Origin of the sequence: Enterococcus sp. C63, from assembly GCF_040887215.1 — a bacterium.
Classification (GTDB): domain Bacteria; phylum Bacillota; class Bacilli; order Lactobacillales; family Enterococcaceae; genus Enterococcus_B; species Enterococcus_B hirae.
In genome coordinates, this window is record NZ_JBFOFI010000005.1 from 187,266 (window position 1) to 200,799 (window position 13,534).

The 13,534-nt window shown below is 36.1% G+C and carries 15 protein-coding genes and 1 tRNA gene; 12 read left to right on the plus strand and 4 right to left on the minus strand.

What is annotated here, in order from left to right; all coding sequences use genetic code 11:
• The first annotated feature begins 227 nt into the window (after window positions 1-227).
• On the plus strand, window positions 228-896 hold the full coding sequence (locus AB3H90_RS09290; RefSeq protein ID WP_368016639.1) for a plasmid recombination protein: 669 nt from the start codon (window positions 228-230) through the stop codon (window positions 894-896).
• Window positions 897-1,000: 104 nt separating this feature from the next.
• Here AB3H90_RS09290 and AB3H90_RS09295 read toward each other — a convergent pair whose 3' ends face one another.
• The 3 genes from AB3H90_RS09295 to AB3H90_RS09305 form a co-directional block, all read right to left on the minus strand.
• Window positions 1,001-1,621 carry a LysM peptidoglycan-binding domain-containing protein gene (locus tag AB3H90_RS09295; RefSeq protein WP_368016616.1) on the minus strand — a complete coding sequence of 207 codons (621 nt, stop codon included), beginning with the start codon at window positions 1,619-1,621 and terminating at the stop codon, window positions 1,001-1,003.
• Between the two features lie 355 nt (window positions 1,622-1,976).
• Complete coding sequence (locus AB3H90_RS09300) at window positions 1,977-2,186, minus strand: DUF378 domain-containing protein (protein ID WP_010719419.1); 210 nt, start codon at window positions 2,184-2,186, stop codon at window positions 1,977-1,979.
• Between the two features lie 623 nt (window positions 2,187-2,809).
• A tRNA-Leu gene (locus tag AB3H90_RS09305) sits at window positions 2,810-2,892 on the minus strand.
• A gap of 68 nt (window positions 2,893-2,960) precedes the next feature.
• Between AB3H90_RS09305 and AB3H90_RS09310 the strand changes: the two genes are divergently transcribed.
• The 4 genes from AB3H90_RS09310 to nagA all read left to right on the plus strand — a co-directional run bounded on the left by AB3H90_RS09310 (window position 2,961) and on the right by nagA (window position 6,749).
• Window positions 2,961-3,122 (plus strand): hypothetical protein, encoded by a 162-nt coding sequence (locus AB3H90_RS09310; protein ID WP_010719418.1) that lies wholly within the window; start codon window positions 2,961-2,963, stop codon window positions 3,120-3,122.
• A gap of 143 nt (window positions 3,123-3,265) precedes the next feature.
• Window positions 3,266-4,483 (plus strand): pyridoxal phosphate-dependent aminotransferase, encoded by a 1,218-nt coding sequence (locus tag AB3H90_RS09315; RefSeq protein ID WP_010719417.1) that lies wholly within the window; start codon window positions 3,266-3,268, stop codon window positions 4,481-4,483.
• Between the two features lie 206 nt (window positions 4,484-4,689).
• The gene (locus AB3H90_RS09320) at window positions 4,690-5,526 is read left to right on the plus strand and encodes a helix-turn-helix transcriptional regulator (RefSeq protein WP_010719416.1); all 837 of its coding nucleotides are present in this window, start codon (window positions 4,690-4,692) and stop codon (window positions 5,524-5,526) included.
• Between the two features lie 74 nt (window positions 5,527-5,600).
• Window positions 5,601-6,749 carry an N-acetylglucosamine-6-phosphate deacetylase gene (gene nagA / locus AB3H90_RS09325; RefSeq protein WP_010719415.1) on the plus strand — a complete coding sequence of 383 codons (1,149 nt, stop codon included), beginning with the start codon at window positions 5,601-5,603 and terminating at the stop codon, window positions 6,747-6,749.
• A 164-nt stretch (window positions 6,750-6,913) separates the two neighbouring features.
• Here nagA and AB3H90_RS09330 read toward each other — a convergent pair whose 3' ends face one another.
• Window positions 6,914-7,678, minus strand: a complete 765-nt coding sequence (locus tag AB3H90_RS09330) for a DeoR/GlpR family DNA-binding transcription regulator (protein ID WP_053766402.1) — start codon at window positions 7,676-7,678, stop codon at window positions 6,914-6,916.
• Between the two features lie 217 nt (window positions 7,679-7,895).
• Between AB3H90_RS09330 and ulaG the strand changes: the two genes are divergently transcribed.
• The 7 genes from ulaG to AB3H90_RS09365 are packed head-to-tail and all read left to right on the plus strand — an operon-like array spanning window position 7,896 to window position 13,500.
• Window positions 7,896-8,963, plus strand: coding sequence for an L-ascorbate 6-phosphate lactonase (gene ulaG, locus AB3H90_RS09335; protein WP_123874847.1), 1,068 nt, complete (start codon window positions 7,896-7,898; stop codon window positions 8,961-8,963).
• Between the two features lie 16 nt (window positions 8,964-8,979).
• Complete coding sequence (locus AB3H90_RS09340) at window positions 8,980-9,432, plus strand: PTS sugar transporter subunit IIA (RefSeq protein ID WP_034866766.1); 453 nt, start codon at window positions 8,980-8,982, stop codon at window positions 9,430-9,432.
• A 12-nt stretch (window positions 9,433-9,444) separates the two neighbouring features.
• Window positions 9,445-10,935 (plus strand): PTS ascorbate transporter subunit IIC, encoded by a 1,491-nt coding sequence (locus AB3H90_RS09345; protein WP_368016617.1) that lies wholly within the window; start codon window positions 9,445-9,447, stop codon window positions 10,933-10,935.
• Window positions 10,936-10,978: 43 nt separating this feature from the next.
• Entirely contained in the window at window positions 10,979-11,278 is a 300-nt protein-coding gene (locus AB3H90_RS09350; RefSeq protein ID WP_010719408.1) for a PTS sugar transporter subunit IIB, read from the plus strand.
• A gap of 14 nt (window positions 11,279-11,292) precedes the next feature.
• Window positions 11,293-11,934, plus strand: a complete 642-nt coding sequence (locus tag AB3H90_RS09355) for a 3-keto-L-gulonate-6-phosphate decarboxylase UlaD (RefSeq protein WP_368016618.1) — start codon at window positions 11,293-11,295, stop codon at window positions 11,932-11,934.
• Between the two features lie 2 nt (window positions 11,935-11,936).
• On the plus strand, window positions 11,937-12,797 hold the full coding sequence (locus AB3H90_RS09360) for an L-ribulose-5-phosphate 3-epimerase (RefSeq protein ID WP_094940814.1): 861 nt from the start codon (window positions 11,937-11,939) through the stop codon (window positions 12,795-12,797).
• A complete protein-coding gene (locus AB3H90_RS09365) occupies window positions 12,784-13,500 on the plus strand; it encodes an L-ribulose-5-phosphate 4-epimerase (RefSeq protein ID WP_034700355.1) in 717 nt (238 codons plus the stop codon). The genes AB3H90_RS09360 and AB3H90_RS09365 overlap by 14 nt, the downstream gene beginning before the upstream one ends.
• The last annotated feature ends 34 nt before the right edge of the window (window positions 13,501-13,534 follow it).

Sequence of the window (13,534 nt, forward strand, 5' to 3'; positions counted from 1 at the left end):
TAGAAAAAACGGATTATCGATTTTATGAATTAGAACAAGTCCAAAGACATAATCAAAGAGAAATAGTTGAATCAAGTATTGTACAACCAGATAAAACATCTTTAAGTTATGATGTTTTAAATAAGAAATTTATTGACTATAAAAAGATCATTAGAAAATATTTGACCCATTTATCTTCAACAAAATCGATTCATTCTAATTGGACAATATTAATTGAATGACGAATCATCTTTAAAGAATCGGCATTAAAAAAATTATCAGTAAGAGAAACAAAACTATTTTTTTTACAAATTGTTCAAACCTTTCAAAAACTATACGGTCTATCGAATATCATTTATGCACATGTTCATTTTGATGAAGAGAAACCACACTTACATATTGGCCTAATACCCATGAAAGAAGGACGTCTCAATTCTGCTTATATTATGTCCAAATATAAAAACTGTGAAATAGAAACAGAATTACTCAAAAAGTTAGAAGCAGTTCTTCAACAAAATAAGACATCCATCTATCGAAAAAAATCGACAAATGATCATATGAAAGAACAATTGAATGCTGAGTATCAAGAATACAAAGAACTGTATACTAAATTACTTCACCACTCGTTGTTGCCTTCTGAGGTGGGGATGAAGAAACCAGGAAGAGAAACAGACAACTACTCAAATCATATGACAGACGAAAAGAGTAAAACAATAGACGAATTACATAAAGAAAACAATTATTTGAATTCATTAGTGAAACGATTGAAAGCAGAGAACAACTATTTATTGAACGTCATGAAAGAAACAAAAAATAATTTTGAGCAGTTAGACAAACACAACTGTTCAAAAAACACGATGAACGAACCACCATTTGCCAAACTGGAATTAGAAAATCGAAATTACCAAAAAAATTGACAGAAAGGATACTATTTCTGCCAATTTTTTTCATTTACGCTTTGCTTAGTAAAAAAACGAAGATCCTAAAGAGGGACCTTCGCTTTTTAAACAAGCTATTTATATTAGTACCAACCGTTTGCTTCCCAGAAAGATTTAGCTGCTTCCCATGAGCCATAACGAGAAGATACGTATTGTTCAGCCACTCGTTCTTGGTTCGCTGCTGAATAGTCACCATTTAAGTAAGAAGAATCTAATTGGTAACGTCCGATGTAACGACCGTTTGTTGCTGTATAAGAACCGCTAGATTCTTTTTGAGCGATCCATTCTTTCGCTGAGCTTGTGTTTGTTGTCGCTGGTGTTGCTTGTGCCGCTGTTTGCGTTGCTTGAGCAACTGGTTGAGCAGGTGCTGCTTGTTGAACTGGTTCTTGCTTCACTGGTTGTTGTTCAGCCACTGTTTTTGTTTGAGCAGGCGCTTGGTAAGCTGTTTGTGTTGTTGCTGCTTGTTCGCCTGTTGGGATTGTTAATTGTTGACCTGAATAAATCAAGTTGATGTTTGAGATTGAATTTTTTTCTGCAATAGTTTGGATCAAGGAGTTATCACCAACGTATTTTTGAGAAATCGTTGATAGCGTATCACCTGATTGAACGGTATAAGCTTCGTCCGCATGTGCAGATGTTCCCATAAAGAATAGTGCGCCGGCAGTCAAAGTTGTTCCTAATAGTAATGTTTTAAGTGATTTCATGTAAAAGCTCCTTCGTAAATTTAAAAATAGTTTTGTTGTGACCAACGAGGAATACTTTACCACGGGGATATATTTCATAGGTAATAGCTTTATGACAAATCTACCTTTTTTGTAATATTTGAAGTAACATATGTAATCGAAAGCGATTTCTTTGTCGTAAAATCAAGCATAATGTCTCTGAAAAGAGTAGCTCTCTAGTTATTAAGAAAAGGTTAATCTCACGTTTTTCTGTAGAAAAAATCTCTCTTTTGTCTTGAATAACGCTTACATGAATATAAATAAAAACAGTCATGAGCATACAAACTAACGCTCATGACTGCTTTATTTATATTAGGAACAGAGGATAATTAAAAAATTATCGTTCTACTCTATTTGTAATAAGTGGAAAGAATTTCAAACAATAAATAGCACAAATTCCTACGATAATATAGATCGCTTTAGCTAGAATTGTCGTAGATCCACCTGCAATAGTAGCAACTAAATCAAATTCTAATAAACCAACCAATAACCAATTTAATCCACCAACGATCAATAATGTTAAAGCAATAATGTCTAAAGTTTTCATTTGTTATTTCTCCTCTCCATATTTGACATACTCTAATTATAAACTAATTTTTATATTAGTACTAAAATACTGCTTAAGCTTATAAAATAAGGTTATAAGCTGGTAATGTCATCTTTATTTATAAGAATACGAGTTTGATGATGAGAAAAAAATGAAATATATAGGTCAAGAAAGAGAAATGTCCAATGAAAAGCAAAAGGATTCAAGAACTGTAAACAAGCGTTACACTATTTAAAAGAATCGATTGAATAAGAGTTCAATTATGGTTCCTAATATTCATCGTTCTCATAATTCTTTTACAGTATAGGTCATAGGTTGTAAGTATAAAAAATGATCAAGATGGGCAAAATAGAAGGCATGCAGATAAAACAATACTGATTTCATTGCTTAATCGTAATAAGGAGAAATAATCAAAAAAGCTATCTTATGAAACATAAGAAGGAACTGTCCATGGTAATCATTAGCAGTAAATTAACAGGAAGAGTAAAATAGAAAGAAGAATTAATGCGTAAAATTATCAGAAGTCAGGTCGTTTAGTATAACGAACAGTAAGTTTATTAATAAGACGTGAATAAGAAAACAAAAAAACGTAGAGCACGGAATGCTCTACGACTAGTCATTGATGCAGACGATGGGATTTGAACCCACACGAGCGTACGCTCACAAGACCCTCAATCTTGCATGTCTGCCGTTCCATCACGTCTGCGTATAATAACAATAAATTAATGATAGCGAGTATTTCCGCAGATGTCAAGATGAAAAGGGAGAGAAAAAGTGGAAAAATATGATGGGGAGTTTTCTATCTTAGGAATGAGTGTTGGGCTAATTCTTGGTATTGTATTGAAAGATTTGTCTGCCGGAATTTTTTTGGGCGTTATTTGCGGAATTGCTATGGACTGGGGTGCGAATTTATTCAATGAATATCGACGGAAATGAGTTTGAAAACTAACTAAAATTTCTTATGGTTTTACTTAAAATTGTGGTAAATTTTAGAGGGATAGAGTATGATATTGAAAATAAGTAAAAAATAAAAAATCAGAAATTTCTGTTTATTTTGAAATGAGGGATTGGATAGCGTTATGAGAGAATTTGAAAAATCCAATAAACTAGAAGGCGTAAGCTACGACGTACGTGGACCTGTATTAGAAGAAGCCGAACGTATGCAAGAAGAAGGGATCAGTATTTTAAAGTTAAATACTGGAAATCCTGCCCCCTTTGGATTTGAAGCGCCAAATGAAGTGATACGTGATTTGATTATGAATGCACGAGATTCAGAAGGCTATTCTGATTCTAAAGGCATTTTTTCAGCAAGAAAAGCGATTGAACAATATTGTCAAATCAAAAAGTTCCCCAATGTGACGATCAACGACATTTATACAGGGAATGGAGTCAGCGAACTGATCACAATGTGTATGCAAGGTCTACTTGATAATGGGGATGAGGTTTTAGTTCCGATGCCTGATTATCCATTATGGACAGCTTCAGTATCACTGGCTGGTGGAAAACCTGTTCATTATATATGTGACGAACAAGCAGAATGGTATCCTGATATTGATGACATTAAATCAAAAATAACGAGTAGAACAAAAGCAATCGTGATCATCAACCCAAATAATCCAACTGGAGCATTGTATCCAAAAGAGATTTTAGAGCAAATCGTGGAGATTGCTCGTCAAAATCAATTGATTATTTATTCTGATGAAATTTATGATCGTTTAGTCATGGATGGTTTAGAACATATTCCAATCGCTACCTTGGCACCAGATTTATTTGTTGTGACGTTGAACGGTTTATCTAAATCCCATCGTGTTGCAGGATTTCGTGTTGGCTGGATGGTGTTGAGTGGAGACAAATCACATGTTAAAGGCTATATTGAAGGATTGAACATGCTTTCTTCGATGCGTCTTTGTTCCAATGTATTGTCTCAGCAAATCATTCAGACGGCATTAGGTGGTTATCAAAGTGTGGATGAATTATTATTACCTGGTGGGCGTATTTATGAGCAACGAGAATTTATTTACAATGCCATTAACGACATTCCCGGCCTTTCTGCAGTAAAACCTAAAGCAGCGTTTTACATTTTTCCTAAGATTGATACGAAGCGTTTCAATATTTTAGATGACGAAAAGTTTGTTTTAGATTTCCTACATGAACATCATATCTTGCTGGTTCATGGTGGGGGATTTAATTGGCATCAACCGGATCATTTTAGAATCGTTTATTTACCAAAGATGGATGATCTGAAAACGACTGCTGTCAAAATGCGTGAATTTTTATCGACTTACCGACAAAAATAGCCTGTCATGGATGTTTTTACTCAAAAGAGCCGAACTCAAGTTTTGGCTCTTTTTGGTGTGAGAGATGAAATAATCACTAGCTAAATCAAAAATAAGGAAGGAAAAAAGTCGGACAAGTTTTTGATAGGACTTTTCTTGATGTTTCTTCTTCCGTAAAGTAAAATATTGGTATAATGCGAATACGCATATTTTGAAGGAGGATGCTTATGGAAACGTTGGTCGCTTCCTTTGGTACAATCATAAAAGAAATTCGAAAAGAACAGAAGATGACACAAAAAATGCTTTCGCAAGATATTTGTTCACAGAGTGTTTTAAGCAGAATTGAAAATAATGAAGAGCTACCAAATGTTGTTGTAATGGCACAAATTTGCCAACGTTTAGGCGTAACGATCGATCATGTCATGCGTTTATCTCATGGGAAAATTCGAGCGGTCTTAAAGAATTTTGAGTTAACAGACTTGTATTTTCAGCAACGAGATTATCGCAAGCTGGAACAAGTGTTAAAATCGCCAGAGGTTACAGAAAATTTGTACGAAGCTGCGGATTTTCAAAAATATTATTATTATTTAGGCGTCTGTGAATTTACATTACGAAAAAATATTACTCAAGCACTTAGTTATTTAAAAGAAGCGCTCTCCTATTCGACGTTAAAAGATCGAACACAAGTGACGGATGTTGAGATCCAGCTAGTCAGTTGCATTGGCAAAATCTATGGCGTAGCTGGCAAAACTGCGGAAGCTAGGTACTATTTAAGTCGTAGTATCCAACTCTTCCAAGAGACGATCCAAGATCGAACCAAAAGTGAGTTTACTCAAATTTTTTATAACTATGGAAGCTTTTTATTGCACCAAGGAGAAATTGAACTATCTTTAGAACAAGTAAATCAAGGAATACGGTGGGCACAAGATAAAAATAGTTATTATTACCTTAATGATTTATTTATTTTAAAGAGTTTGATTTATAAAAAGAAAGGTGAAATCAATAAAGCCCTCTTTTATGAAGAATTGGCACAATCAGTTAAAAAAATAGCAAAAAGTCTCTAAATGGTGTAGACCATTCTTGACTTATCTCCAAAATAAGAGTACCTTTAGGATAGAAAATCAAAGGAGAGAGAAGAATGAGAACTTTTATCTACGCAGACAAATTCTTTTTGTCATCCGGTGTCAAAAATGCAGGTTATCTTGAAATCACTGATGGTCTTTTTGGGGAGTATACCCAAAACACACCTGAAGGAGAAGTCAATATCATTGATCAAAGCGGAAAATGGATCGCTCCTGGTCTAGTTGATACGCATATTCATGGCTACATGAACCATGATGTGATGGATAATGATGCAGAAGGTGTGAAAGCAATGTCAGAAGGATTGCTTTCTTGTGGAGTAACATCGTTTTTACCAACTACTTTAACATCAAGTAAAGAACGTTTAAAAGATGTAGCTGAAACAATTGGAAAAATGTACCAAGAAGCTCCTGGAGCAAAAATTAAAGGAATCTATTTTGAAGGACCATTCTTTACGGAAGAACATAAAGGGGCGCAAAATCCAAGTTATTTTGGAGACCCTGATCTTGATACTTTCCATGAATGGCAAGAAGCTTCTGGCGGACTGATTAAAAAAATTGCCCTAGCCCCAGAACGAAAAGGCGTTGAAGAGTTTGTCAAACAAGTGACAGATGAAGGCGTGGTTGTTTCATTGGGTCATAGTAATGCGACGATCGATGAAGCACAAAAGGCAGTAGAAGCAGGTGCCAGTGTCTTTGTCCATGCGTATAATGGCATGCGTGGATTAAATCATCGTGAACCTGGAATGGTTGGTGCGCTACTATCGCTAGAACATGTTTTTTCAGAATTGATTTGTGATGGGCATCATGTTCATCCAAATGCTGCTCAAATTTTAATGGAAAAAGCAGGTCATGACCATGTGGCATTGATCACTGATTGCATGATGGCTGGTGGAATGCCTGATGGCAATTATAATTTAGGAGAATTTCCAGTGGTCGTGAAAGATGGAACTGCTCGCTTAGAATCAGGTAATTTAGCAGGAAGTATCTTGAAATTAAAAGAAGCAATCAAAAATGTAGTAGACTGGGGATTAGCTACACCTGAACAAGCTGTGATGATGGGAAGCTTAGTACCAGCAATCAGCTGCAAGATCGATGATACTTGTGGCAAGATCGCAAAAGGACGGGACGCTGATTTTATCGTATTGAATCCAGATATGACTTTAGAAGCAACATACCTAGATGGTGTAGAACGTTATCACGCTTAATAAAAAGACTGTTATTAAGTAAGTAAGAGCGAACCATCGCTGAAAGGCTGATTTGATGAGCTTTGACTTAATGGATCAGGTCATTTTATTTGAACATCATTCGTAAATAAGCAAAAGCCGATGTGGTTGGGACAGAACCTTGTTCCATTCACACCGGCTTTTTTTTAACTGATTTGGATGACTTTCACCCCAACATTTTTGATTTCAGCAATTACTTTTTCAGAACAAAACTTGTCAGTAATCAAATAATCAAAAACAGAAATATCTGCAATTTTAAATTTTGATGTTAAACCAATTTTACGATGATCAGCAACTAGAATTTTACATTTAAACGTTTGACGAATCATCATTTCATTGATCGTTGATTCATTGAGAATTTTAGTTGTTACGCCATTATCGAGCGACACACCACTGCAACCAATGATACAGACATCAGCATTCATTGAAGAAATGGTATTTAATGCGATATCACCCACTAATGCTTCTTTTGGAAAGCGCATCTCACCTCCAGTCAAGATATAATTGCAGTTTTCTTTATGAGGGGAGTAAGTGATTTTTACGTTATTTGTGACAATTGTCAGGTGATTGGCACGTACATATTCAACCACTTTAAGTGCAGTAGAACTAGAATTAATGAATACGGTATCATAATCATTGATGTATTTACAAGCTTCACGAGCGATTGATTGTTTTAGTCGTTCTGGTCCAGATTGATCAAAGTCTGTACGATTATCATAATTATAAGAACAGAACCCGTAATGACGAATGATCTCATTTTTTTCTTCTAATAAATTTAGGTCTCTGCGTATTGTACTAATAGAGACTTTTAAAGATTCAGCTAACTCATATGTTGTCATTTGCTCTTTTTGTTGTAATCGCTCCAAAATATCCTTTTGACGCTTCTCAATATTGACAATGGAATTTTTCATTATTTACCCTCCTATTTGTTGCCTATGTATATGATTTTTATCGCTTCAAAGATTCATATAAAGTTTATTAACTATATATATCATACTAAAAAAATCAATTAACTTACAAAAACGATCATATAAATAACAAACAGTCATATAAAAGGGTTTTCATGTTTGTCGTTGCATATTATGATTTAGATATCAACAAAAGAAAGTTCTTGAGAGGAGAATTACAATGAGCAAACATGTCAATGATGTCACAAAAGAAAATTGGGTTTTAGAAACATTTCCTGAATGGGGTACCTACTTGAATGAAGAGATCGAAACAGAAGAAGTAAAAGAAGGAACGGTTGCGATGTGGTGGTTAGGTTGTACCGGGATTTGGTTAAAGACGCATAAAGGGACAAATATTTTGTGTGATTTATGGTGTGGGACAGGTAAACGTAGTCATGGAAATGGGATGATGAAAAAAGGGCATCAGATGATGCGAATGAGTGGGGTTCAAAAAATGCAACCGAACTTGCGGACGCAACCTTTTGTGATTGACCCTTTTGAAATGAAAAGTGTAAACGCTTTAGTTATCACGCATATCCATTCGGATCATTTGGATATCAATACAGCAGCTGCTGTTCATCAAAATTGTCCGAATGCAAAATTCATTGGTCCTCAAGAAGTAGTAAATACTTGGTTGAACTGGGGAATTCCAAAAGAGAAAACGATAATCGTCAAACCAGGAGATGAAGTCAAAATTGAGGATGTAACTATCGTTGCTTTAGAAGCATTTGACCGTACAGCACTAGTCACTTGTGAAGATCCAGAGGAAACTTTAAAAGGGAAAATACCTCAAGAAATGGATGAGATCGCTGTGAATTATCTATTTGAAACATCGGGTGGAAATATTTATCATGCTGGAGACTCTCATTATTCTAATATGTTTGCGAAACATGGGAACGAACATACTATTGATGTTTGCCTAGGTGCATATGGTGAAAATCCGCGAGGTATCACGGATAAAGTGACTTCTGTCGATATGTTGCGAATGGCTGAGTCATTGAAGGCTAAAGTAGTCATCCCTGTTCATTATGATATCTGGGCAAATTTTATGGCTGATCCAAAAGAAATTACCGAAATATGGAAGTTTAAAAAGGATCGCTTGAAGTACGATTTTAAACCATATATCTGGCAGGTAGGAGGCAAGTTTACCTATCCAACGAACAAAGACGACCTGGAATTTAATTTCTACCGTGGTTTTGAGGATGTATTTTCTGTAGAAAACGATACACCATTCCCGTCATTCTTATAGAAAAGAGGCTAACAACATGTTGAAATATTTTTTGGATCAAGGCTTGGTGAAATATTCCGATAAAGAAATTACTGATTGGAAGGAAGCTGTTGCTGAAAGCTGTCAACTATTATTAGATAAAAAGTTGATTGATCAAAGTTACGTAGATGAAATCATCCAATGTGTAGAAGAACATGGTCCTTATATCGTGATTGTTCCCAAAGTGGCAATGCCACATTCTTCAGCAGATAGTGAAGGAGTTTATGGAACAGCTATATCATTCACTAAAATGAAAAGACCCATTCAATTCGACCAAGAAGAAAAATCAGCAAGTTTATTCTTTACTTTAGCAGCCAAAAATGTAGATCAGCATATGGAAAATATTCAAAAATTGTCTGAGTTGTTGATGATAGATGGGCTAATTGATCGTTTGGCAGATACCGATTCGATTGAAGACTATCGAGTGGTGATGCAAGAGTATAACTTATAGGAGGAAAAAAGAATGGCTGATTTTTTATTGAGCATTTGGACTTATTTCGCTACAAACATCTTAACTCAACCAGCTTATCTGATTGGTTTTATTGTACTGCGAGGGTACATTCTCTTGAAACGTCCATTTTATGAGTGTATTGCTGGTTTCTTGAAAGCAACAGTCGGTTACTTCATTTTGACGGTTGGTTCAGGAGGATTAGTAAACAACTTCCGCCCCATTTTAGTAGGTTTAAAAGAACGGTTTAATCTGGATGCGATGGTCACCGATCCATATTTTGGACAAAATGCCGTTGACTCTGGATTAGAGGAAACATTTGGTCGTACATTTGGGGATGTCATGATTTTACTTTTGATTGCTTTTGTTATGAATATCTTACTCGTTCGTTTTCAAAAATATACAAAATTACGTTCGGTTTTTACAACTGGAAATGTTCAGATTCAACAATCTGCAACTGCTTTTTGGATATTATTATTTTGTTTTCCCTCTTTAGGAAGAATTCAAGTTCTGATTTTTATGGGACTGATTTTAGGCTGTTATTGGGCAGTAGCTTCTAATTTAACAGTTGGTATCATCCAGGAGTTAACCGAGGGTGCTGGTTTTTCTGTGGCACATCAGCAAATGTTTGGTATCTATATATTTGCGAAGTTAGCCGAGTTTTTAAAGAAACGTGATCAAAAAAAAGAACACTCTAAAAAAGTGGATAAAAAATTGGAAGATATTGAATTACCAGGTTTTTTATCTATATTTAATGAAAATATGGTAGCAACTTCTTTATTAATGCTTTTATTTTTTGGAATTATTTTGTTAGTGCTAGGAAAAGATTATTTGATTCAAGCACAGTTTATGCAAGAAGGACAAAGTTTCTTGTTCTATATTATGACAACATCATTGAATTTTGCTGTCTACCTAGCCATTTTACAATTAGGAGTCCGTACTTTCGTGGATGAGCTAACACAATCTTTTCAAGGGATCTCAAATACAATCCTACCAGGTGCGGTTCCTGGGATTGACGTAGCTGCTACTTTTGGTTTTGGTTCACCTAACGCCGTAACCATTGGCTTTTTGTTTGGTGCCTTAGGTCAATTTTTGATGATTGCCTTACTCATTTTGTTCAAATCACCAACCATCGTGATTGCTGGTTTTATTCCACTGTTCTTTGACAATGCAGTTATCGCAGTTTTTGCCAACAATCGAGGTGGTTTCAAAGCCGCCTGTCTGTTCCCATTTCTTTCTGGAATCATTCAAGTTGGTGGATCGGCCGTTTTTGCAACTTGGATCGGCATGTCAAAATATGGTGGCTATCTCGGTATGTTTGACTGGGCCACTGCTTGGCCATTATTTACTGTAATGATGAAGTTTTTGGGGTATGTTGGTATCGCATTAGTCGTGGTTGGGCTATTGATTATTCCACAATTACAATACCGTAAAAATCCAGACGGGTACTTTTTGATCGTCGATGATTATGAGCAATATGCAGAAAAATATCACAACGAGAATTAAATACAACAATAAAATTAAAATGAACACATAGGAGGAAAACATAATGAGAATTTTAGTATCTTGCGCAAACGGGTCGGGAACAAGTTTGATGATGATGAGAAGCGTCGAAAAGGCAATGAAAGAACTAGGTGTGTCAATTACCAAAATCCATCATTGTGCAATTTCTGAAGGAAAAAGTTCTGCGACTCAGTATGATGTCGTTTTTACACCAGTCAATTTTTTGAATATGTTTATTCAAGCAGAGAAAAAAGGAATTACGGTGATTGGCATTAAAAATGTCATGTCAGCCAAAGAAATTGGTGAAAAATTTGCTGAATCAGCGTTGTATCAAAAATCTAAATAAAAGAGGAAGACAAAATGAGCAGACCAAAATTACAGATTGCTTTGGATCATAATGATTTAGAACAAGCATTAGCAGATGTATTTCAAGTAGGGGATATTGTCGATATTATTGAAATTGGAACCATTTTATGTCTGCAAGAGGGGCGCAAAGCCATCAGCTGTATTCGTAGCATGTTTCCAAGGAAAACAATTGTTGCTGATACAAAATGTGCGGATGCCGGGGGCACGGTAGCCAAAAATGTAACTGATGCCGGTGCGGATTTTATGACTGTTATCTGCTGTGCTACTCTGCCAACCATGGAAGTAGCTCAAAAAGAAGTGAAGGCATTGCAAGTCGAACTGTATGGGGATTGGACCTATGAACAAGCAGCTGAATGGCGGAGGATCGGTATCCAACAGGTGATCTATCATCAAAGTCGAGATGCATTACTTTCTGGTGAAACTTGGGGAGAACGGGATCTGACAAAAGTAAAGAAATTGATAGAAATGGGCTTTGCAGTTTCTGTGACAGGTGGATTAAACGTGGAAACATTGAAATTATTCGCAGGGATTGAAGTGGAAACTTTTATAGCTGGAAGAGGGATTTCTAGTGCGGACAATCCTGCAAAAGCAGCCAATGATTTTAAACAAGAAATGATTCGCATTTGGGGGGAATAGACTTGGCTCAAATCGGAATTTATGAGAAGGCACTACCAAAAGATATCTCTTGGAAAGAGCGCTTTTTATTAGCAAAGGAACTTGGTTTTTCCTTTATTGAGATGTCGATTGACGAGACAGATGAACGCCTAGCTCGACTCAATTGGTCAGACGAGATGATCAATCAAATACGCAAAGACATGAAAGAGACAGGCATACGGATCAATTCCATTTGTCTGAGTGGTCATCGCAGGTTTCCTTTTGGCTCTTCAAATGAAGCGTATCGGATAAAAGCCAAAGAATTGATGGTCAAAGCGATCCGCCTTGCTCAGCGCTTAAGTATCAAAATTATCCAAGTAGCCGGATACGATGTCTATTATGAAAAAAAAACAAGGCTATCACGAAAATTATTTATTGAAGGACTTGAAGAAAGCGTCAAAATAGCTTCTGAATATGGAATAATCTTGTCAATTGAAATTATGGATGATCCATTTATGAATTCAATCACTAAATTTTTAGAAATCAAACGCCAGATTGATTCACCATATCTTCAAGTTTATCCAGATCTTGGTAACCTTTCGGCTTGGCAAGAAAACGATCCAGAACGTGAACTAGAAAAAGGGATCAATTGGATTTCTTCCATCCACTTAAAGGATACCTATCCAGTAACAACTGAATCATCAGGTCAATTTCGTGATGTTCCTTTTGGCGCAGGCTGTGTTGACTTTGAGGGTTTGTTAAAGAAACTCAAACAGATGAATTATAATGGGTCATTTTTAATTGAAATGTGGAGTGAAAAAAATCCGGATTTTAAAAAAGAAATCGCAGCAGCAAAAAGCTATCTTTATCCGAAGCTAAAGGAGGCAGGTTATGAGTTTGCGTAATCCGATCATTAAAGAAATGAAACAACGTGTTTATGAAGCAAATTTGGCACTACCTCAATATGGACTAGTTAAGTTGACTTGGGGCAATGTCAGTGAGATTGATCGAGCGCTTGGGGTGATCGTGATCAAGCCAAGTGGTGTAAAGTATGAACAGATGGCTCCCGAACAAATGGTAGTGACTGATCTAGCTGGAAATCCGCTAGAAGAAGATGGGATGAAGCCCTCTTCTGATTTATCGACTCATGTGATTTTGTATCAAGCTTTTGAAAAAATCAATGCTATCGTCCACACGCACTCCACTCATTCAGTCATGTGGGCGCAGGCTGGTCGAGACTTGCCTGCCTATGGAACAACTCATGCGGATGCTTTTTATGGAACGATTCCTTGCACACGGCAATTAACTGAAGAAGAAGTTAAAAGTGCTTATGAAAGAAACACTGGTCATGTGATTGTTGAAACGTTTCAAGAGAGACAATTAGCTCCCACTGAAGTTCCTGGTGTATTCGTTTATGGACATGGCCCATTTACTTGGGGTGAAACCCCTGCAAAGGCGGTAGAGAATAGCTTGATCTTAGACGAAATATGCTTAATGGCTAAAGAAAATGAAAAAATTAATCCTGCTATGCAATCTATTCCACAATATCTTTTAGATAAGCACTACTATCGAAAACATGGGATGCATGCATATTACGGTCAAAAATGACGAAGCTTGCGGGGGCTTACTTGAAGTCTTCACA